Here is a 20,617-nt window from a genome sequence, read left to right on the forward strand (position 1 = left end):
TTTATTTGGATATGGCCTCTAAGATAAAAAGAATTCTGTTATCTAGCGTATCTTTTGGAACTTCAATAAGCTTGTACCCAAAGGATTGGTAAGTTTCTTTCAGGTGGTTGAAAATAAGGTTGGCTTGTTCAAAGTTTTCATAGCGTTCTTCATCGCATTTGTAAATTTCTTCCCAAGGGGGGAGCAAAAAAACTTTTGTGTACGTGTTGCTACGACATTCCTCTTCAAAAAAGGACGGATAACTATCGCCAATGTAATGCATGTAGGCCAAAATATCGGGAATGCCTCTATCTAGAAAAAGTATGGGGTTGGGGTGTTCCAGAGCTGCGGTGTATTGTTTTTTTCGGCCTTCAAGAAGGAGTTCACTAAAGAGCAAAGGATTTTCCAGAAACAATTGTTCGATTCCCTGTTTGCGGGCTTCGTTGATTATTTCACGGGAAATTTCGGGAAAACACGTATATCCTTTTTCTATTAATCCCTCGATGATAGTTGTTTTTCCGGTTCCCGGTCCTCCGGTTATGACTATGATATCTTTACTCAAACTAAAAAATTAAGGGGCAAATTTAGAGAATTCTTGGGTTTAAATACAAACTTTAGAACTTAAAATCAGAAATAGATTTTGGTGTTGTTTGGTTTTGTGAGTCTGTCGAATTGGTAAGGGGTTAAGCTGGTGCTCTTAAAAATTCTAAAATTCGGATATAATGTGTAAATATAAATTGCAATGCTGTATATTTGCCTGTAATAAGACGAATCATGGATAAAAGGACGGAAGAATTTTACGAAAGATTAAAAGAAGAACTACGCACCACATCAGAATGGCCTACGTTGTATTTGTATAAATTTATTGTTCCTACAGATGCTACCAAGATTTTGGCTGTAGAGGATGCATTTAACAATATGGGTGCTGTAATCCATACCACTCAGTCTCGTACCGGAAAATTTACAAGTGTTTCCGTAAATGTAAGCATGTTGAGTCCGGAGCATGTGGTGGCCAAATACCAAGAAGTTTCTACTATAGAGGGAATTATTTCACTGTAATATTCAATACGATGCAGAAATTAAACGCACAAGATGTGGTACATTTATTGGAATACAATGCCGAGCGACCGCATTTGATGATTCCCGAATATGGAAGACATCTACAAAAATTAATCGATCAGGCTACTTTAATTGCCGATCGCGAAGAACGCAATAAAGCGGCTCGATACATTATTAAAGTTATGGGAAGTCTGAATCCGCATTTGCGAGATGTACCGGATTTTCAGCATAAATTATGGGATCAATTATTCATTATGTCCGATTTTAAATTGGATGTAGACAGTCCTTATCCTACACCCACGCGAGAGGTTATCAATTTGAAACCGGAACGATTGGATTATCCGCAAAAGAATCCGAAATACCGCTATTACGGAAACAATATCAAGTATATGATAGATGTGGCCAATAGTTGGGAAGAGGGAGAATTGAAAAGTGCCTTGATCAAGGTGATTGCCAATCACATGAAAAAATCCTATTTGAGTTGGAATAAAGATACCGTAGACGATCAAGCCATTTTTGATCACTTATTGGAACTTTCGGATGGGAGAATTAATTTACATCAAAGTAGTGAAGAGCTTTTGAATACATCTGATTTGATGCGAACGAATAAAAAGTTATCCAATAAAAATACACCGGTTATTCAAAAGAATCAATCCAACAAAAAAAATAAAAACAAGATAAAGCCTTTTACCAAAAATAACAATTCAAAATAACCACATTAGTAAAATATGGGAACATTTAAAATAGAAGGAGGTCATCGTTTGCAAGGTGAAATCCATCCACAAGGAGCCAAAAATGAAGCCTTGCAGATTTTATGCACAGTATTGTTAACTCCTGAAAAAGTAACTATTACCAACATACCTGATATTATAGATGTAAACAAACTGATTACGCTATTGGGAAATTTGGGTGTTAAAATGCAAAAAAACGGCCCGGGTTCTATTACGTTCCAAGCAGATGAAGTAAATGTGGGTTATTTAGAAACGGAGGCTTTTAAAAAAGAAGGAGGCTCATTACGCGGTTCTATCATGATTGTAGGTCCGCTTTTGGCTCGATTTGGAAAAGGGTATATCCCTAAACCGGGTGGTGACAAAATAGGAAGACGTCGTTTGGATACTCATTTTGAGGGCTTTATTAATCTAGGGGCTCAATTTAGATACAATCGAGAGGATCATTTTTACGGCGTTGAGCGTACCGGACGTTTGAAAGGCACCTACATGTTGTTGGACGAAGCTTCGGTAACCGGAACGGCAAATATTGTAATGGCAGCCGTTTTGGCCGAAGGTACCACCACTATTTACAATGCAGCTTGTGAGCCTTATTTGCAACAATTGTGTAAAATGCTCAATTCGATGGGAGCCCAAATTACCGGTGTGGGTTCTAACTTACTTACTATTGAAGGGGTTGAATCGCTAGGGGGATGTACCCACCGTATTTTGCCGGATATGATAGAAATAGGAAGTTGGATTGGCTTGGCTGCCATGACGCGTAGTGAAATTACTATAAAAAATGTGAGTTGGGAAAATTTAGGTGTTATTCCAACAGTTTTCCGAAAGTTGGGCATTACATTAGAACGCAGAGGAGATGATATTTATATACCGGAACACAAAGACGGTTATGAAGTAAAAACAGATATTGATGGTTCTATTTTGACCATAGCCGATGCTCCTTGGCCGGGTTTTACTCCTGACTTATTGAGTATCGTTTTGGTAGTAGCCACACAAGCCAAAGGCGATGTGTTGATTCACCAGAAAATGTTTGAAAGTCGATTATTCTTTGTTGATAAATTGATAGATATGGGAGCTAAAATTATTTTGTGTGATCCACACCGAGCGGTTGTTATTGGTCATAATTTCAAATCGCAATTGAAAGCTACAACCATGTCGTCTCCGGATATCAGAGCCGGTATATCACTTTTGATAGCGGCATTATCTGCCAAAGGAACCAGCACCATTCAAAATATTGAACAAATTGACAGAGGTTATGAACGCATAGACGAACGTTTGAGAGCTATTGGAGCTCACATTGTTCGGGTTTAAAACCTGTGTATAAAAAAAGAGTCACCTTGGTGACTCTTTTTTTAGTTTATAATATTTAGAAATTTCAAACCTATGATGATTCCGTCACCGTTAAAGTGAGAGCCACTGTAACTTCTACTATAGTCTAAACGCAACACTTTAAATTTCCCAAAGCCTAATTTGTCCAGACCAATAGTAAACTCCTGATAGGGTTTTGTGTCCGGAATTGCGAGTTGATGGTACCCTAAAACCAAGGTAGATTTTAACTTGTTTAACAGCGGAATTTTATTCATAATGTATCCTTCAAAGTTGTGCTCCAGATGGGTTTCAAAATATTGATTGTTGGTGCTGTATTGGTAATACGGCATAAGATTAAAAACAGAAAGGTAAGCCTCAGAAGTTCCTATTCGGGTTTGATTGCCGTTGAAGTGTTTGAAATCTGCAAAGGAAATAGTTTCGGCATTAAAAAATTTACCGGCTTTAAGATTAAGAGCTAATGTCCCTTTGTTACCCAGTGTTTTTTCATAAAAAAGTCGAGACATAATCAAACTGTAATTCCATTGATCCTCGTTTCCGGCAAACCCTATTTCATAACCCAGCCAAAGGGTAGGATAGTCAGAGTTGGGGATGTTGAATTTTCCATCGGGTCTTGACAGGTATTTTTGACCCCAATTGATTCGGCTATTCAAGTTGAATTTAATTAGGTTGTGTTTTTCAAAAGGAATAGAACCTTCAACCGTTGGGTTTAAGGGATTGTTGGAGGTATAGGGTTTTTGTTTTTGAAACCAAGTTTGGTCAGTTGTATTTTGCAAGGGTTTTCGTTCGCTATATTCCAGCGAAGTGCTTAGGTAAAGACCATTTATTAGTTCTTGTTGGTAACCGGTCTTGATGAAGTTTTTTTCATAAAACTTAGCATAATTATCTTTAAAGAACAGGGTGCTCACGGTGTTTATCAGATCGCTAATGGGATTGTTTGGGTTAAATTGTTCTGTTTTACTCCCCCCGGATAAACTAAAGAAACTGTTGTTTTTAGAACTAATTCGGGTGTTGTAATATGCGGTAGCTCGCCATTTCTCTTCAGCAAAACCGTAGGTTACTTGTGTGCCAACAACCGAGAATTTACGGGTTTTTTCGTCGCGTTTGGAGTAGGAAATTCCGGTTGAAAGATTCCAACCTTGTACGGTATTGAATTGAGCAGATGTGAGTATCCCATCGTAATTGATTCTCCAGTTTTTGAAAGAATTGGAGTAGCTGTACCCCGTAATTATTTGAGACCAACCGAATTTATTTCTTTTTAAGTCCAGTGAGTCAAGGTATTTTTGAGACTTTCTTAAAGTTTGTAAACTGTCTTTCTTGATGTAATCCAGACTTTCTTCTTCGGTTAACGGAACGGGTCTGTTGCGATTCCAAAAGGTCGTATCTTTAAGGTTTGCCTTTTCTTCAAAACGTAAAATTTCTCGCGTAAAGGTTTTCTTATCAAAGGCATTTTTAAATTCGTAATTGCTGTAAACATAGGTAAATTTTCCGGTAAATGTTATGCCAAATGCTCCCGCATCAAAAGCAATGCTTTGGGTGTTTTTTGCCCAAATTCCGTTGTTTTTGTTGTAACTGAAATTTTGTTTGATGTTCATTGTATTAACAAAATCTTCTTTCATGCGGTATCCTTTGGTTTCCAAATCCATACCGTAAATTGCCCAAGAGTCCTCTACAATATACAGATATCCTTCAAAAACCGGTTCTGCATCTCGTTTTGGAGTAATTTTAATTTTATTTATAAGATTGTTATTTTCATCGTAAAAGGTACCTTCGAGATTGAATTTGTAGTAAAAAAAGGCATTGTCGGCAATGGGAGAAATCATGTTAATGCCCCATTCTACATTGTTTTCATAAAAATCATAGGATGTAGCTTGAGCGGTATTGTAACTGAAACCGTTATCGTTTCCACTAATTTTGGAAGCGATAATGTTTTCTTTCAGTTTGTTGGGCTTTTCAAAAGTAATTTTTGAAACGGTTTCGGAGAGGTAGAGTATTCCGGAACCTGTAGAGTCTAAAGCTCCATTGAAGTCACCCACTTCTTTTCCCAATATTTTTTTTGGTGCATTTTTAAGGCGAAATATTCCTCTGGAATAAAAATCGGCAGTAAAGCGGGCTGTTTTCTCACTGTTTTTAGTTTTGTGAGCTATAGCATTCCGAATGATAGCATGGGCCGGATTGTCTTTGGAACTTACAACTACTTCTTTCAGATTGTAATTTTCCTCCTGTAGTTTTACGTCTAAATAATAGGGAAATTGGGTAGCTGTTATGGTAATCTTTTGAGTTTTGTAGCCCAAATATTGGAAAATGATATGGAAAGGCTGTTTTTCTGAATTCGGAATGACCAATTCGTATTTGCCTTGCTCATTTGACGTTGTCCCAAAATAGGTGTTTTCGATATAAATATTAACAAAAGGAATGGGATTTCCGTTTGGGTCGGTTACAGAGCCTTTGATTTGTGCATTAAGTGAGTAAGCCCAAATCAAAAGAGCTAGGAGTACATGTTTTTTCATAGAATGGTTTTCTGGAATTTTTGAATTAGGGTAAGAAAGATGCAATAGCCAGTTGGTAACCTTTGAGTCCCATTCCAATAATTATACCCTGAGCATTTTTGGAAATATAAGAATGGTGTCTAAAATCTTCTCTGGCAAAAGTATTGGAAATATGAACTTCAACAACCGGAGTTTGAATAGCTTTTACCGCATCGGCAATGCCTACCGAAGTGTGGCTGTAAGCTGCTGCATTGAGAACAATGCCGTGGTATGAAAAACCAACCTCTTGAATTTTGGAGATGATTTCACCTTCTATATTGCTTTGAAAATAACTCAATTCAATGTTTGGGAATTTTTCTTGGAGTTCTTTAAAGTAGTTGTCAAATGAAGTGCTGCCGTAAACTTCGGGTTCACGAGTTCCTAAAAGATTCAGATTAGGGCCATTAATAATAGCTATTTTCATATTCTATTTGTTTTCGTAAAAATAGGAAATAACTTGTAACTCTTATGCATAGGCTAAAAAAAAGCCTTCTCTAAAGAAGGCTTTTGTAATGTTTATTTAGTAAGCTTAAAAACGGTATCCTAAAGAAACTTGGATAACTCTGTTTTTAATTTCGGCATCGCTACTGGTATCGGTAAGTCCTACGACATAGCGAGCTTGAGCAAAAATATTTTCTGTAATTTGAAATCCTAATCCTCCAACAGCACCAAAGTCGAAAGATTTAGTTTCAAATTGGTCTTTCACATTATCGTCAATCAAAAAAGAGAATTGTGGACCGGCCTCCAAGCTCAGCTTGTTTGATATCAAATAAAATTTGGCCAAAGCCGGTACTGTAATGTAATTGTAATTGATGTCGTTTAGTGCCACGCTATTGACCTTAGCTCCTTGTGATGAATATAAAAGTTCCGGTTGAATAGAAAAGTTTTCAAAAATTTTAAATTCAACGATAGCTCCAAAGTGAAAGCTGGTATAAGTGTCTAATCCACTCAAATCGTCACCGTCAAGACTTGCAAAGTTGGCTCCGGCTTTAACTCCAAATTTTACCATTTGTGCATTAGCTTGAGAAAATCCAATCAAACAAAATGCCATTAAAACGATTGCTTTTTTCATGTTTTTTAATTTAATTAAGTTTACTATTGTTTTTTTATCACATGTATACATCTTAAATAACACTCAAATATAGGAATTATTGTGTTATTTGATAGAATGTTTTCTATTTTGTCTGTAGAATAATTAGTACAAAAGGGTATAATAAGATGCTTTTTTGTAATTTATGTAGTAAAAAACTAACATTTTGAAGTGATTTTGTTTTATTTTAGGTGTATTAAATTGGGTTCTTGCTAAGACTTTTTAACAAAGTAGTTGCTTGTATTAGGTTTTTATTTCAGTTTAAAGCTTGTGAATTAAGTAATTAAAAGCCGATTTGGGATATTTAGAGTTATCAACAATTTTGTTAATAACTCCAAAGGAAGATGTTTTACACGTCTAAATATTTTATAAATTTGTTTATATTAATTCTAAAACAATTAAACATGAAAAAAATTATTTTATCATTAGCTGCAGTATTTGCATTTAGTTTTGCTAACGCACAAGAGTCTACTACCGATGGTGGTTTTGCTAAAGGAGATGTGTTTGTATCAGGAAGTTTTGGTTTTTCATCTGAAAAAACAGGTGATTTAAAATCAAATGGTTTTGAATTTTCTCCAGCTGTTGGTTTTTTCTTAACAGAAAACATAGCATTAGGAGGTAGATTAGGTATCATGTCTGAAAAAAATGAAAATGGTTCAGCTGAGACAAAAATGAACGGGTTTGGTGTTGAAGCTTTTGGTCGTTATTACATGACACCAGCTTCAAAATTCTCAGTTTTTGGAGAATTAGCTGTAGGAATTGGTTCTTTCAAAACAGAAGTTGGTCCAGCTGAGACTAAATCTAAAACATTTGGAGTTAATGCTGGTATTGGTGTTAACTATTTTCTTTCTAGTAACTGGGCTATCGAAGCAGGTTGGGCTGGATTAGGATATAATACAGATGATAACGGAGGTAATGGTGCAGACAAAACTAATACTTTTGGTTTAAATGTTGATTTAAGTTCAATTAACTTTGGTTTGATCTACAAATTCTAATTCAAAGTTTTTTTATTTTATAAACCACGCTTCGGCGTGGTTTTTTTTATGAAATAATTTCCGTAATTTGCTTTATGAACTGGTCTTTTTATATCAAAAGTTTTCAAGATTATCTCAAAATTGAGCGGAGTTTGTCTGCCAATACGATTGCAAATTATACTTTTGATTTGATGCGTTTGGTTCGATTTTTAGAAGAAAATCACTGTAGAGACCATCCCATTTCAATTGGCGAAGCTACGCTTCAACAATTTATATATGAGATTTCAAAAGAAGTCAATCCCCGTTCTCAAGCCCGAATCATCTCGGGATTAAAGAGTTTTTTCACCTATTTACTTTTTGAGGATTTTAGAACCGATAATCCCATGGATTTGATTGAATCGCCTAAAATAGGTAGGAAATTACCGGATACCCTTTCGGTGGCAGAGATTGACGCTTTAATTGGAGCCATAGATTTGTCTAAAGACGAAGGAGAACGCAATCGGGCCCTATTGGAAGTTTTATACGGTTGTGGATTACGGGTTTCCGAGTTGGTTACCCTTAAAATATCTGATTTGTTTCCCGAAGAAGGATTTGTCAAAATTACCGGTAAAGGAAATAAGCAACGATTTGTACCTATTGGCTCAACCGCTTTAAAATACATTACGATTTATCGTACTACAGTGCGGGCTCATCTTCCCATTCAAAAAGGTTTTGAAGATACCTTGTTTTTAAATCGCAGAGGAAAACAGCTTACTCGAGCTATGGTTTTTACAATTTTAAAAAATTTAGCAGTTTCCATTGGTTTGTCAAAATCCATTAGTCCGCATACTTTCCGACATTCTTTTGCTACACATTTATTAGAAAATGGAGCCGATTTGCGTTCCATTCAATTGATGCTCGGTCACGAATCTATTACCACTACAGAAGTCTATGTGCATTTGGACCGTAAACACTTAACCCAAGTAGTTCATCAGTTTCATCCTAGAAAGTAATTATTTGCGGACTTAACTTTTTTGAAATCGGCTGTAATAAAAAATGACTTGCATTACTGCAAGTCATAGTAATTGAATTTATAGTAATCGAATTTCAAAAACGGCTATAGAATCTTTGCTTATTTTGCAATATTCACCGCTCTGGTTTCACGAATCACGGTGATTTTTACTTGCCCTGGATAGGTCATTTCGGTTTGAATTTTTTGCGATACTTCAAAAGAAAGTTTTGCGGCTTGTTCATCAGAAACTTTTTCGCTTTCTACAATAACTCGTAATTCTCTACCGGCTTGGATGGCATAGGCACTTTTTACTCCGTTGAAACCAAAAGCTATAGATTCCAAATCTTTCAAACGTTGGATGTAGGAATCTAGAACTTGTCTTCTGGCACCCGGTCTGGCACCTGAAATAGCATCACAAACTTGGATGATTGGTGAAATCAAATATTTCATTTCAATTTCATCGTGGTGAGCACCAATAGCGTTGCAAACTTCTTCTTTTTCACCGTATTTCTCAGCCCATTGCATACCTAAGATAGCGTGTGGTAATTCGCTTTCGGTTTCAGGAACTTTACCAATATCGTGAAGTAATCCGGCACGTTTGGCCAATTTCACGTTTAATCCCAATTCTGCAGCCATTATTCCACAAAGTTTGGCTACTTCTCTGGAGTGTTGCAATAAGTTTTGACCATAGGAAGAGCGGTATTTCATACGTCCTACCACTTTAATAAGTTCGGGGTGTAAACCGTGAATTCCTAAATCGATAACGGTTCGTTTTCCTACTTCAATAATTTCATCATCAATTTGCTTGGTTGTTTTGGCAACAACTTCTTCAATACGAGCCGGGTGAATACGGCCGTCTGTAACCAATTTGTGTAAAGCCAAACGAGCGATTTCTCTTCTTACCGGATCAAAACAAGAGAGAATAATAGCTTCGGGCGTATCGTCAACGATGATTTCTACACCTGTAGCTGCCTCTAAAGCTCGGATGTTTCTTCCTTCACGGCCAATAATTCTCCCTTTCACATCGTCTGATTCAATGTTGAAAACGGAAACACAATTTTCAACAGCTTCTTCGGTTCCTACACGTTGAATTGTGTTAATGATTACTTTTTTGGCTTCTTGTTGAGCCGTTAATTTAGCTTCTTCAAGGGTTTCTTGAATGTGAGCCATGGCTTTTGTTTTGGCTTCGGCTTTAAGGCTTTCTACCAGTTGTTCTTTGGCTTCTTCGGCAGAAAGACCGGAAATCACTTCCAATTGTTCTACTTGACTTTTGTGTAGTCTGTCGAGTTCGATTTGTTTTTTTTCCAGAACTTCAATACGGTTGTTGTAATCGTTGATTTTGGATTCGAAATCCTCGGCAGATTTTTTGGCTTTGGCCAATTCGTTAGAAACTTGAGATTCTTTATCTCGTGTTCTTTTTTCAACTTCAGCTATTTTTTTGTCTTTGGATAAGATTTCTTTTTCATGTTCAGATTTCAGTTCCAAGAACTTCTCTTTTGCTTGAAGTAATTTGTCTTTTTTAATGTTTTCCGCTTCAATTTTGGCATCTTTCAAGATAGAAGCTGCTTCTTTTTTTGCGTTTTTTATAAGGTTTGAAACATTGCTTTTTTCGATCACTTTTGCGATGGCGAAACCGGCTGCAATGCCTACAATTCCTGAGATAATAATAAGTGTAATGTCCATTTTTGTTTTTAGGTTTATATATAAAAAAAGCCTACATTAGGAGATTGTATAAACTCGTAAAGACAAGTTTTGAGCTAACTCATTGTTCAAGGATCCCACTACAAGATGGGCATGCTATAGTAATGATGATTTGCTCATTCTAAATTGTTAGTGTTGAGTTTATCAAATAGAAACTAATGTAGGCAGTATCTTAATTTATGTGTAAGAACGTGGTTTGTTATAGATAATTGGCTAAATCTTCATTGATTTTTTTTAGTCTATTCAATGATTCTTCATGGTCTTCGGACTTCTCAATTTGTTTTTGTTCTACTTGAGAGGCGAACTGCAGGGCACACATGGCTAATACATCTTGTTTGTCCCGAACGGCGTAATTTTGCTCAAATTGTTTAATCATCATATCAATTTTTTTGGAAGCACTTCTAAGTCCTTCTTCTTGACTAGGGTCTACCGTTAGAGGGTAAACTCGGTCTGCAATTGATATCTTGATTTTAAGCTTTTCGTTCATGTTGTATTAGTCGGATAATTGTGCAATACAGTAATCAATTTCCCGAATTAATGAATTTATTTTTAGCTTTGTTTCTCTTTTATTTTCGTCACTGCCTAATAATGAATTTGCTATTTTGAGTGTTTCAAACTGTTTTTGTAAGTGGTCTAATTCTACCGCTTTTTTTTCCAGATTTTGATTAGAAACTTGTAATTCGTACTTCAATTGATGGGCTTTTTCTTCTAAAACTTTTATTTTATTTATAAGTTTTAGAATCTTAGCTTCAAGAGAATCAACAATTTCTACCATTTCACTCATAGGAGCAAGTATTCATTTCACGATTCACAAAGTTAGGTATCCTATTCGACTCTCACAAATAATTTATTTTTTTTTTGAAATCTATCGGAACAAAACGGTATACAAAAGATGGATTTGTATCCAATAAAGGAAAATCTTTTACGTTCTTTTTTTATATTAGCAAAAATATAAGCCATGAGACAATTTCTTTTTTTTCTTTTTGTTGCCGCAGTAGGGCATTCTCAATCCCCTTATCCTTCTGATTATTTTAGATCTCCACTGGATATACCGCTAAGTTTATCGGGTAGTTTTGGAGAATTGCGTTCCAATCATTTTCATTCCGGTTTGGATTTCAGAACACAGCAAAAGGAGGGCTTGCCGGTTTATGCAACTGCAGACGGATATGTATCTCGAATTAAGATCTCTGCTTTTGGTTATGGTAAGGCATTGTACATTACACATCCTAATGGGTATACATCGGTATATGGTCATTTGTTGGAAATGAGTCCGGTTATCGCTGCTTTTTTGAAACAAAAGCATTATGAAATGCAACAATTTGAATTGGATTTGTTTTTGAAACCCGGTGATTTGCCGGTTCAAAAAGGGCAACAAATAGCTTTGTCAGGAAATACCGGAGGATCGGGTGGTCCTCATTTGCATTTTGAATATCGAGATACGCAAACCGAAAAGATTATAAATCCGTTTTATTTTGGTCTTGACCAAATGGTAATTGATACCAAACCCCCTGTAGTAGCTGATATCCTTGTTTATCCTTTGAGTGATGATGCGGTTGTAAACCAATCTCAACAACCGGTTGCAATACCCATAACCAAACAAAAAGACGGCACCTATATGGCCTCTTCCATTGGGGCTCGTGGTGAAATAGGTGTGGGGGTGCACGCTTATGATGTTTCGGACCACAGTTATGGTAAAAATGGACTTTTTAAATTGAAAGCTACCGTAAATGGAGCTCCTTCTTTTGAAGTAGATTTTACCACCTTTTCGTATGATGAAACCCGATATATCAATGCCTATTTGGATTATTTTAGATATAAAAAAATGAATCAAAGAGTACAGCGTTTGTTTTACACCAAGCCTTATCCGCTAAGTTTGATTGCAAAATCTAAAACCAATGGAATTTTAAAAATTGAACCTAATGTAACTTTGCTTTACCAACTAGAACTTACAGATTTTCACGGAAACAAAGTGAGTGTTACCCTTCCTTTTAAATACAGTAATCAAGCCGTTAGTATACCTAAAAACACTACTCAGACCCCTTATTATATCAAATCAGAGAAAGAATACAGGTATGAAAAAAACGGATTTTCGGTTTATTTTCCTGAAAATACATTTTATGAAAATTTTTACCTGAAATTTAATGTAGTCAATCAAACTCTACAGTTGCATGATGATTCGGTTGCAGTTCATTCTAACTTTTCGGTATCCTATTTTAATGATTCGATTCCCGAGTCTGAACGGCACTATTATTTTTTGGCAACCAAAGTTGGTTCGAAGATTATGTACAATGCCACAAAATACAAAAATGGTTCATTTACAACTTGGACCCGAAATTTAGGTTTGTTTTATCTTGAAAATGATAAAGTTGCCCCTATTGTGAAACCTGTAAATATTGAGCCGGGCAAGTGGATGACTAAAGATAAGAAACTTATTTTTACTATTTCAGATGCGTTATCCGGTATAAAGACCTACCAAGGTTTTATTAATGGTCAATGGGTTTTGTTTGATTATGATTTCAAGACACAAACTTTGATACATGACTTTTCGGATGGTGTTGTAGTAGAGGGACGAAATGAATTAAAATTAGAAGTTACAGATAATGTCGGAAATTCAACTATATTTGAGACGCATTTTTTTAGAAGTCAGAAACCTTAATTCATCCCTTTGAAAACTAAATTTATACTATTTACTTGGTTGTTTCTTTTAACGGCCCTAGTGTCTGAAGCCCAAACGGCTCGAATAAAAGGAATTGTATTAGATAAAAATAACAATCCAATAGAAGGCGTAACCCTAAAATGTAAAGATAAAGGGGCAACAACAAACGCAAACGGATTTTATGTGATTACTGTTCCCGCAAATGAAAATCTTGTTTTGGTGTTTGAACATGTTTCATTCAAACCTGCCACTTTAAAAATTTTACTCAAGCCCAATGAAGATTTTGAGTACAATTTACGAATGAATGAAATTGAAGAAACCTTAGATGAAGTGGTTGTAACAGCCGGAAATCGAAAAAGAGCTACAGGTATTACTTCTATAGATCCGGCCGTAATTCGAAAAATACCCAGTGCCAATGCCGGAGTTGAAAACATTCTAAAATTGGCTCCCGGAGTTAATTCGAATAATGAGTTGAGTACACAGTATTCGGTTAGAGGGGGCAATTTTGATGAAAATTTGGTTTATGTAAATGAGATAGAAGTTTATCGACCTTTTCTTATACGTTCCGGACAGCAAGAAGGATTGAGCTTTACCAATACCGATATGGTTGAAAATGTTGATTTTTCAGCAGGTGGTTTTCAATCGAAGTTTGGAGATAAGATGTCTTCAGTATTGGATATTACCTATCGAATTCCTACCCGTTTTGGTGCTTCGGCTGAGGCTAGTTTCTTAGGTGGTAGTTTGGCTGTTGAAGGTGTAAGTAAAAATCAGAAATGGGCCAATATAACCGGTGTTCGTTACCGAGATAACAGTTTGTTGGTAAACAGTCAGGAAACCGAGTCGAATTTCAGACCCACTTTTGCAGATGTACAAACCTATTTAACCTTCACACCCAATAGGCAATGGCAATTTGGATTTTTGGGGAATATTTCTCAAAACAAATACCAATACGAACCTTTGTCCAGACAAACCAATTTTGGAACTATAGATGAGCCTATTGCGTTACAGGTTTTTTACGATGGTAGAGAAAAGAATCAATACCAAACCCTTTTTGGAGCTTTTAAAGTGGTTTATGATGTATCTGAAAACAGTAGTTTAAAGTTAATCACATCGGCATATCACACCCAAGAGCAAGAGTATTTTGATATTTTTGCGGCTTATTTTTTAGGTGAAGTAGATGGAAATATTGGTTCTGAGACTTTTGGAGATGTTCGTTTTACTCGCGGTATTGGTACCCAATTGAATCATGCTCGAAACGATTTGGATGCTTTGATTGTAAATGTCGAATTGAAAGGTTTTCATAAATTGAAAAAATCTACTTGGGAGTGGGGTATTAAAGGTACTCGCGAAGATATTCGAGACCGAGTAGTAGAGTGGGAGGTCATAGATTCGGCGGGCTTTTCGATTAATCCACCTCGAGATTTTCCGGTAAATGATCAACCCTACAATCCTTATGTAGGACCCTTAGTTCCTTATCAAAGTGTACGAGCTACAAATTTTAATACCCTTGATCGTTATTCTGGATATACACAATGGAGTATGAAAACCAAATTGGGAGTTCATGAGTTGTGGATGAATGCGGGAGTTCGATTCCATCAGTGGTCCGTTTCGGGCAGAAATACAGAGCAAACCAGTCAATTGGTTTGGAGTCCCAGAGCTCAAATTGCCTTAAAACCACAGTGGAAAAAAGATGTTCTTTTCCGATTGTCGGGCGGATTTTACCATCAACCTCCTTTTTACAGAGAATTACGCGGATTTGATGGGTTTGTGAACCCCGATGTTAAAGCTCAGCAATCAATTCATTTGGTTTTGGGTAACGATTATAGTTTTAAAATGTGGAACCGCCCATTTAAGTTGGTGAGTGAAGCTTATTATAAGAGTTTGTCAGATGTGAATACGTATACACTTGATAATGTTCGAATTCGGTATCGTGCCGATAATGATGCCGAAGCCTATGTATATGGTTTTGATGCCCGATTGAACGGTGAATTTGTACCGGGAACGGAGTCTTGGTTTACTTTTGGGTATATGCGAACTGAGGAAAATTACAAAAATCAAGGTTTTATAGCTCGTCCAACAGACCAAAGACTAAAGTTTGCTATTTTATTTCAGGATTATATTCCTACTTTGCCTAGTATGAAGCTCTATTTGAACTTAGTTTACAATACCGGATTACCCGGAGGTTCCCCTTCCTATGCAGATCCGTATGAATATCAATTGCGACTTCGAGATTACAGAAGAGCAGATGTAGGTTTTTCGTATGTTTTGACAGAAATGAACGATGAAAGACCCGATGGGCATTGGTTGAAGAAATTTAAAGATTTAGCAGTTGGTTTAGAAATTTTCAATTTGTTTAACAATCAAAATGCGATAACCAATACTTGGGTTCGCGATGTATACACTAAAACGCAATACGGTGTTCCCAATTACATGACAACTCGAGTTTTTAATCTTAAATTAACGGCCCGACTATAGTAGCAAAGTTGTAAATTTTATATCTTTGGTTAAATTTCAAATGATATGATTCAGCATTTCAAATATGTATTAGGTTGTTTTTTATTGCTTTTGGTAAGTTGTAAAGATCAAGAGCCTGAAAAGCCCAAAGTAATTTATGAGGAGCCTATGCCTAAATCGGACCCTAAACCCGATTCGGTAAAAATAAAAATTGCCGATTTACCTGTTCATATGGAGGGCACATCCTATTTTTTACATCCTATAGGTGATGTGCGAGTTTATGAAGGAAGATCCAAATCCAGCTATGGTTCGTCTAATGCCAATAAAATCAGTTATTCGGTATCCAATTACAATCGTTTTGAAATAACCGGTTTTTTAGAAAATATATATTTTCAGCATACTGATTCGATTCAAACCAAACCCTTATCTGACAAACCTGTTGTTATTCAAACGGCTACTTATTTGAATAAATTGGCTGATAAAACCAAAAAACAAATCTTGATTTATACACTCTCCGATTTAGACACCAATAAAGATGGAAAATTGGATTCAAACGATATTAAGTCACTTTACATAAGCGAAATCTCAGGACAAAATTTCTCTAAATTAACTCCGGATTATCAAGAATTGATTGATTGGAATGTGCTTGAGGTAAAAAACCGACTTTATTTTAGAACCATTCAAGATACCAATAAAAACGGAGATTTTGACAAAGACGATGCGGTGTTCTATTACTTTGTAGATTTATTGGATAAAGAATGGAAATTAAACGAATACAAACCGTTTAATTAAATCAAAATATCACTTTCTAAATCGGATTTTTCTATTGTAAAATTAAATCCGAGTTGTTCCATCAACTGAATGACCAAGTTTTTGTACCAGTTTTCAGATTTGGGGTGAATGTAAATTCGTTCAATTAATTGATGAATATCGACGTCAATTTTTAAACCATCATTAATAGATATATTGTTGGACGTAACATCCGAAATGATGCGAATTTCTCTTTCGTATTGAAAGCTTTTTCGCTTAAACAGAAACGGGAAAAAGGTATCGTCAAAAGGAATGTGTTCTTTTTTATAGTCGATATAGTTGACTTCGCCAATGTATTGTTCTGTATTCCTTTCGGGTTTTAAGGCTTCTTGTAATCGTTTAACAGTGGATTGAATGGCTAATCCTTCGTTGTTTTTGGTGAAAATTTGCCACATCGCAAACGATTCGTACTCGTTGATGTGCCAACTGCTAATTACAATTTTTTCGCGATGCGATTTGTAGTAATCCAAAAACTTTGGATTGTTTTCGGCTATTTTTCGAATTTCTTCATAAGTGGGTTCGCTAAATGTTCCTTCGTATTGGTCTTCAAATTTGTCAGACCGTGACATGAATAACTTTTTAGATAACAACAAATCCAAAAATTTAGACAAATCCAAATATTTCCAAACGATGGTGTTTGGGTCTTCCGGAAGAATAATGTTTGGATTGTGTATGTACATTTTTGATTCTTAAATTATTCGATTTTCAGATTTTGAGTTTTCCAATAACCCATTACCCATAACCCATTACCATTCACCCATAACCTACTCAAACGACTGCATCATTACCAATTTGGCATACATCCCATTTTTAGCCAGTAATTCGTCATGCGTACCTTGTTCTACAATTTCTCCTTTTTGCATCACTACAATTACGTCGGCTTTTTGAATGGTAGAAAGTCGGTGAGCAATTACAATTGATGTTCGATTTTGCATCATATTTTCCAGTGCTACTTGTACTAATTTTTCGCTTTCGGTATCCAGGGCAGAGGTTGCTTCATCCAAAATCATTATGGGTGGATTTTTTAAAACGGCACGTGCAATCGAAAGGCGTTGTTTTTGACCGCCCGAAAGTTTTCCACCGGCATCCCCAATATTCGTGTTGATTCCGTTTGGTAAATCTTTTACAAACTCATAGGCATTGGCAATTTTCAAAGCTTCAATGATTTCATCATCGGTTGCGTTTTGTTTTCCTATTAGAATATTGTTTTTAATGGTATCATTAAACAAAATGGAATCTTGAGTAACCAATCCCATCATATTACGCAAGGAGTTCATGGTAATCTCTTTGATATCCATACCATCAATTTGAATGCTTCCTTCTTTTACATCATAAAAACGCGTTAATAAATTGGCAATCGTGCTTTTACCACTTCCGGATTGCCCTACTAAAGCTACTGTTTTTCCTTTAGGGATTTCCAAACTAAAGTTTTTTAGAACATCTTCTTCGGCATATTTAAAATTAATATTTTTAAGTTGGATTGATGCTGTGAAATTGGTTTTTTCAATTGCCCCTATTTTGTCGGTTATGTGATTTTCTACCTCCAAAACTTCAAATACACGTTCTGCAGCTGCTAGTCCATTTTTTACTGCATAAGAAGCCTTTGAAATAGCTTTTGCAGGAGTTAAAATATTGTAAGCTAATCCTAAATATACGATGAATAATGCTCCATTTAATGATTGATCTACCAATACCAAGTTGCCTCCATACCATAGTAGAATTGCAATTACAACAATTCCCATAAATTCACTCATAGGAGAGGCTAGGTTGTTTTTCTTTCCTATACTATTGTTTAATTTCAAAAGGCGATCAATTGAATTGTTGAAAATTCCCTTAAAATATGATTCTGCATTATAACTTTTCACAACTTTTAATCCACTAAGACTTTCTTCCACTATGGAAATTAAATATCCGTTTTCTATTTGTGCATTCTGAGATTTAGATTTTAAACTTTTACCGATTTTAGAAATAATAAATCCTGATATGGGTATAAAAATAAAAACAAAGAGCGTTAATTTTAAACTTATGTTTAGCATAGCAATTATGGCAAATAATATAGTAAGCGGCTCTTTTACAATAAGTTCTAAAATCATAAAAAATGAATTTTGTACTTCGTTTACATCTCCAAGCATTCGTGCCATTATATCCCCTTTTCTTTTTTCGGAATAATATGAAATAGGCAATGCTATAATTTTTTCATACATTTTTTCTCTCAAATCATGAAGTACACCATTTTTTATTTTGGTTAGGTGTTGTGAGGCTAGATAATTGAATAAATTTTTGAACAAAAAAGTAGAAATTACCAATGCAACCGTAAGTAAAAGTGCATATTGAGGACCTTGTTCATCAGATAATTTAGTTACATAATATTGAAGATATTGTTTGCCATAAGATCCTAAATTTGTTATTCCATTGTATTTGGGAAGTGTAATAATCCTTTCGTTCATTTTAAAAAGAACTTCCATTAATGGAAATAATGCCACAAACGACAATGTGCTAAAAAGGGCATACAAGACATTGAAAGTTACATTCCAAAAGATGTGCCCATTAAATTTTTTAGCGAAAGGAATTATTTTCTTTAAATTTTCATCCATTAGTTGAGGTGCATTTCTGCGACGATGTTTTTAATTTTTTGGTCTAAATCAGCTTCTACTTTTTTGAAATTATCTAAGGAGTCCAGTGGCTCATTGACACTAAAATAAAATTTGATTTTAGGTTCTGTACCGCTAGGGCGAGCACAAATTTTGGTACCGTCTTCCAAATAATAAATCAACACATTCGATTTCGGAATATGAATAGGTTCTACTTCTTCTGTGATAAGGTTCTTGGCTGTCGAATTTTGGTAATCCTCTACACAAACCACACATTGGCCATTGATTTCTTTCAACGGGTTTTCACGAAGGTCAACCATCATTTGTTTGATTTCGTTGGCCCCTTCAATTCCTTTTTTAGTCAAAGAAATTAAGTATTCTTTATAAAATCCGTGATCTATATATAAGTTCAACAGTTCTTTATACAATGAACTTCCGGCTGCTTTGGCTTGTGCAGCAATTTCACAAACGAGTAAGGTAGCGGCTACCGCATCTTTATCGCGAACAGCATCACCTACCATAAAACCAAAACTTTCTTCGCCACCTCCCACAAATTTTTGATTCGGAAAATCTTTGATGAATTTGGCAATCCATTTGAATCCGGTCAAGCCAACTTTACATTCAACTCCATAGGCAGCTGCCAATTCCAACATCATGGGTGTAGAAACAATAGTTGAACCAATGAACTCATTGCCTTTGAATCGGCCTTCACGTTTCCACTGTTCTAACAAGAAAGCAGTCATGATGACCATAGTTTGGTTTCCGTTGAGTAAAATCATTTTACCTTCGGTATTGCGTACCGCTACTCCCAAACGGTCAGAATCAGGGTCGGTGCCTATTACAATATCTGCATTGGTTTTTTCAGCTAATGCAAGAGCCATAGTTAGAGCTTCCGGTTCTTCCGGGTTGGGCGATTTTACAGTGGGAAAATTTCCATCGGGCACTTCTTGCTCTTTTACAATGTTTACATCGGTATAGCCTGCTTTGGCTAATACGGCCGGAATGGCTTTTACAGAGGTTCCGTGTAAAGAAGTGTAAACTATTTTGAGGTTTTCTTTTGCAGAAGATGGCGTATTGAAACTGGCATTTTCAATCGTTGAATTGAAAAAAGCTTCGTCAACAGAATCACCAATATATTCAATCAAATTTTCATTGGCTTCAAATTTAATTTCGTCATACGCCAAATCTTCAATTACCTGAATGATTTCTTCATCTTGTGGCGGGACTAATTGCCCTCCATCTTGCCAATATACTTTATATCCGTTGTATTCCGGGGGATTGTGAGACGCGGTCAAAACAATACCGGCATGGCAGTTTAAGTGTTTTAAAGCAAATGATAATTCAGGCGTTGGACGTAATTCTTCAAAAAGATAAACTTTGATTCCATTAGCGGAAAAAACATTGGCAACCACTTTGGCTAACGTATCACTATTGTGACGACAATCGTAAGCGATCACCACTTTTAGTTGTTCGTTTGGAAAAGCTTTTTTCAAGTAATCAGAAAGCCCTTGGGTGTTTTTTCCCAACGTATATTTATTTATGCGATTGGTACCAACGCCCATGATTCCTCGCATTCCACCCGTTCCGAATTCTAAGTTTTTATAGAAACTTTCCTCTAATTCTTTAGGTGAAGAAGTCATCATATTTTTGATTTCTTCTTGAGTCGCATTGTCAAAAGTTGGCGTAAGCCACTCGTTTACTTTGCTTAAGATGTTTTCAGGAATATGCAT

At 35.8% G+C, this 20,617-nt stretch carries 18 protein-coding genes and 1 other RNA gene; 8 read left to right on the plus strand and 11 right to left on the minus strand.

What is annotated here, in order from left to right; translation table 11 throughout:
* Position 1 precedes the first annotated feature (1 nt).
* A complete protein-coding gene (locus V7M80_RS04665) occupies positions 2 to 541 on the minus strand; it encodes an ATP-binding protein (RefSeq protein ID WP_333694388.1) in 540 nt (179 codons plus the stop codon).
* 212 nt (positions 542 to 753) lie between these two features.
* Between V7M80_RS04665 and V7M80_RS04670 the strand changes: the two genes are divergently transcribed.
* Genes V7M80_RS04670 through murA form a run of 3 tightly spaced genes read left to right on the plus strand, consistent with a single transcriptional unit; the run spans position 754 to position 3,077 of the window.
* A complete protein-coding gene (locus V7M80_RS04670) occupies positions 754 to 1,038 on the plus strand; it encodes a DUF493 family protein (protein ID WP_333694390.1) in 285 nt (94 codons plus the stop codon).
* A gap of 11 nt (positions 1,039 to 1,049) precedes the next feature.
* Positions 1,050 to 1,751 carry a DUF4290 domain-containing protein gene (locus V7M80_RS04675; protein ID WP_333694392.1) on the plus strand — a complete coding sequence of 234 codons (702 nt, stop codon included), beginning with the start codon at positions 1,050 to 1,052 and terminating at the stop codon, positions 1,749 to 1,751.
* A 15-nt stretch (positions 1,752 to 1,766) separates the two neighbouring features.
* Entirely contained in the window at positions 1,767 to 3,077 is a 1,311-nt protein-coding gene (gene murA / locus V7M80_RS04680) for a UDP-N-acetylglucosamine 1-carboxyvinyltransferase (protein ID WP_333694394.1), read from the plus strand.
* Positions 3,078 to 3,118: 41 nt separating this feature from the next.
* Here murA and V7M80_RS04685 read toward each other — a convergent pair whose 3' ends face one another.
* The 3 genes from V7M80_RS04685 to V7M80_RS04695 form a co-directional block, all read right to left on the minus strand.
* Positions 3,119 to 5,602, minus strand: a complete 2,484-nt coding sequence (locus tag V7M80_RS04685) for a DUF5686 and carboxypeptidase regulatory-like domain-containing protein (RefSeq protein WP_333694395.1) — start codon at positions 5,600 to 5,602, stop codon at positions 3,119 to 3,121.
* Between the two features lie 25 nt (positions 5,603 to 5,627).
* Positions 5,628 to 6,044 carry a type II 3-dehydroquinate dehydratase gene (gene aroQ / locus V7M80_RS04690; RefSeq protein WP_333694397.1) on the minus strand — a complete coding sequence of 139 codons (417 nt, stop codon included), beginning with the start codon at positions 6,042 to 6,044 and terminating at the stop codon, positions 5,628 to 5,630.
* 105 nt (positions 6,045 to 6,149) lie between these two features.
* Positions 6,150 to 6,692, minus strand: coding sequence for a porin family protein (locus tag V7M80_RS04695; protein WP_333694398.1), 543 nt, complete (start codon positions 6,690 to 6,692; stop codon positions 6,150 to 6,152).
* A 422-nt stretch (positions 6,693 to 7,114) separates the two neighbouring features.
* On the opposite strand from V7M80_RS04695, the gene V7M80_RS04700 reads away from it, so the two are divergent.
* Positions 7,115 to 7,705: an outer membrane beta-barrel protein gene (locus V7M80_RS04700; RefSeq protein ID WP_333694399.1), complete on the plus strand. Its 591-nt coding sequence runs from the start codon at positions 7,115 to 7,117 to the stop codon at positions 7,703 to 7,705.
* A 74-nt stretch (positions 7,706 to 7,779) separates the two neighbouring features.
* Positions 7,780 to 8,676, plus strand: a complete 897-nt coding sequence (gene xerD, locus V7M80_RS04705) for a site-specific tyrosine recombinase XerD (protein ID WP_333694401.1) — start codon at positions 7,780 to 7,782, stop codon at positions 8,674 to 8,676.
* 119 nt (positions 8,677 to 8,795) lie between these two features.
* Here the strand turns inward: xerD and rny are convergent, their stop codons facing one another.
* The 4 genes from rny to V7M80_RS04725 form a co-directional block, all read right to left on the minus strand.
* Complete coding sequence (rny, locus tag V7M80_RS04710) at positions 8,796 to 10,358, minus strand: ribonuclease Y (protein WP_333694402.1); 1,563 nt, start codon at positions 10,356 to 10,358, stop codon at positions 8,796 to 8,798.
* 50 nt (positions 10,359 to 10,408) lie between these two features.
* Positions 10,409 to 10,517, minus strand: a non-coding RNA gene (gene ssrS, locus V7M80_RS04715) — 6S RNA.
* A gap of 58 nt (positions 10,518 to 10,575) precedes the next feature.
* Complete coding sequence (locus tag V7M80_RS04720) at positions 10,576 to 10,863, minus strand: cell division protein ZapA (protein WP_333694404.1); 288 nt, start codon at positions 10,861 to 10,863, stop codon at positions 10,576 to 10,578.
* A 6-nt stretch (positions 10,864 to 10,869) separates the two neighbouring features.
* A complete protein-coding gene (locus V7M80_RS04725; RefSeq protein WP_333694405.1) occupies positions 10,870 to 11,160 on the minus strand; it encodes a hypothetical protein in 291 nt (96 codons plus the stop codon).
* A 174-nt stretch (positions 11,161 to 11,334) separates the two neighbouring features.
* Here V7M80_RS04725 and V7M80_RS04730 point away from each other — a divergent pair, with 174 nt between their 5' ends.
* The 3 genes from V7M80_RS04730 to V7M80_RS04740 are packed head-to-tail and all read left to right on the plus strand — an operon-like array spanning position 11,335 to position 16,278.
* Positions 11,335 to 13,032 carry a M23 family metallopeptidase gene (locus V7M80_RS04730; protein ID WP_333694407.1) on the plus strand — a complete coding sequence of 566 codons (1,698 nt, stop codon included), beginning with the start codon at positions 11,335 to 11,337 and terminating at the stop codon, positions 13,030 to 13,032.
* 9 nt (positions 13,033 to 13,041) lie between these two features.
* Complete coding sequence (locus V7M80_RS04735; RefSeq protein ID WP_333694409.1) at positions 13,042 to 15,507, plus strand: TonB-dependent receptor plug domain-containing protein; 2,466 nt, start codon at positions 13,042 to 13,044, stop codon at positions 15,505 to 15,507.
* A 45-nt stretch (positions 15,508 to 15,552) separates the two neighbouring features.
* The gene (locus V7M80_RS04740) at positions 15,553 to 16,278 is read left to right on the plus strand and encodes a hypothetical protein (protein ID WP_333694411.1); all 726 of its coding nucleotides are present in this window, start codon (positions 15,553 to 15,555) and stop codon (positions 16,276 to 16,278) included.
* Here the strand turns inward: V7M80_RS04740 and V7M80_RS04745 are convergent.
* The 3 genes from V7M80_RS04745 to V7M80_RS04755 all read right to left on the minus strand — a co-directional run bounded on the left by V7M80_RS04745 (position 16,275) and on the right by V7M80_RS04755 (position 20,617).
* Complete coding sequence (locus V7M80_RS04745) at positions 16,275 to 16,976, minus strand: hypothetical protein (RefSeq protein WP_333694412.1); 702 nt, start codon at positions 16,974 to 16,976, stop codon at positions 16,275 to 16,277. The two genes, V7M80_RS04740 and V7M80_RS04745, sit on opposite strands and share 4 nt — an antisense overlap.
* 84 nt (positions 16,977 to 17,060) lie before the next feature.
* Entirely contained in the window at positions 17,061 to 18,890 is a 1,830-nt protein-coding gene (locus V7M80_RS04750) for an ABC transporter ATP-binding protein (protein WP_333694414.1), read from the minus strand.
* Positions 18,890 to 20,617, minus strand: a complete 1,728-nt coding sequence (locus tag V7M80_RS04755; protein ID WP_333694416.1) for a phospho-sugar mutase — start codon at positions 20,615 to 20,617, stop codon at positions 18,890 to 18,892. Before V7M80_RS04755 ends, V7M80_RS04750 begins: the two co-directional genes overlap by 1 nt.

Origin of the sequence: Flavobacterium sp., from assembly GCF_036759525.1 — a bacterium.
In the GTDB taxonomy this organism is placed as follows: domain Bacteria; phylum Bacteroidota; class Bacteroidia; order Flavobacteriales; family Flavobacteriaceae; genus Flavobacterium.

What these genes read in the sequence shown, in the direction of transcription:
- V7M80_RS04675 (WP_333694392.1), top strand. Translation starts at nt 1,050, where the DNA reads ATGCAGAAATTAAACGCACAAGATGTGGTACATTTATTGGAATACAAT.
- V7M80_RS04670 (WP_333694390.1), top strand. Translation starts at nt 754, where the DNA reads ATGGATAAAAGGACGGAAGAATTTTACGAAAGATTAAAAGAAGAACTA.
- V7M80_RS04685 (WP_333694395.1), bottom strand. Translation starts at nt 5,602, where the DNA reads ATGAAAAAACATGTACTCCTAGCTCTTTTGATTTGGGCTTACTCACTT.
- V7M80_RS04745 (WP_333694412.1), bottom strand. Translation starts at nt 16,976, where the DNA reads ATGTACATACACAATCCAAACATTATTCTTCCGGAAGACCCAAACACC.
- V7M80_RS04750 (WP_333694414.1), bottom strand. Translation starts at nt 18,890, where the DNA reads ATGGATGAAAATTTAAAGAAAATAATTCCTTTCGCTAAAAAATTTAAT.
- V7M80_RS04725 (WP_333694405.1), bottom strand. Translation starts at nt 11,160, where the DNA reads ATGAGTGAAATGGTAGAAATTGTTGATTCTCTTGAAGCTAAGATTCTA.
- V7M80_RS04700 (WP_333694399.1), top strand. Translation starts at nt 7,115, where the DNA reads ATGAAAAAAATTATTTTATCATTAGCTGCAGTATTTGCATTTAGTTTT.
- V7M80_RS04695 (WP_333694398.1), bottom strand. Translation starts at nt 6,692, where the DNA reads ATGAAAAAAGCAATCGTTTTAATGGCATTTTGTTTGATTGGATTTTCT.
- aroQ (WP_333694397.1), bottom strand. Translation starts at nt 6,044, where the DNA reads ATGAAAATAGCTATTATTAATGGCCCTAATCTGAATCTTTTAGGAACT.
- murA (WP_333694394.1), top strand. Translation starts at nt 1,767, where the DNA reads ATGGGAACATTTAAAATAGAAGGAGGTCATCGTTTGCAAGGTGAAATC.
- V7M80_RS04730 (WP_333694407.1), top strand. Translation starts at nt 11,335, where the DNA reads ATGAGACAATTTCTTTTTTTTCTTTTTGTTGCCGCAGTAGGGCATTCT.
- V7M80_RS04755 (WP_333694416.1), bottom strand. Translation starts at nt 20,617, where the DNA reads ATGCATATTCCTGAAAACATCTTAAGCAAAGTAAACGAGTGGCTTACG.
- V7M80_RS04740 (WP_333694411.1), top strand. Translation starts at nt 15,553, where the DNA reads ATGATTCAGCATTTCAAATATGTATTAGGTTGTTTTTTATTGCTTTTG.
- rny (WP_333694402.1), bottom strand. Translation starts at nt 10,358, where the DNA reads ATGGACATTACACTTATTATTATCTCAGGAATTGTAGGCATTGCAGCC.
- V7M80_RS04720 (WP_333694404.1), bottom strand. Translation starts at nt 10,863, where the DNA reads ATGAACGAAAAGCTTAAAATCAAGATATCAATTGCAGACCGAGTTTAC.
- xerD (WP_333694401.1), top strand. Translation starts at nt 7,780, where the DNA reads ATGAACTGGTCTTTTTATATCAAAAGTTTTCAAGATTATCTCAAAATT.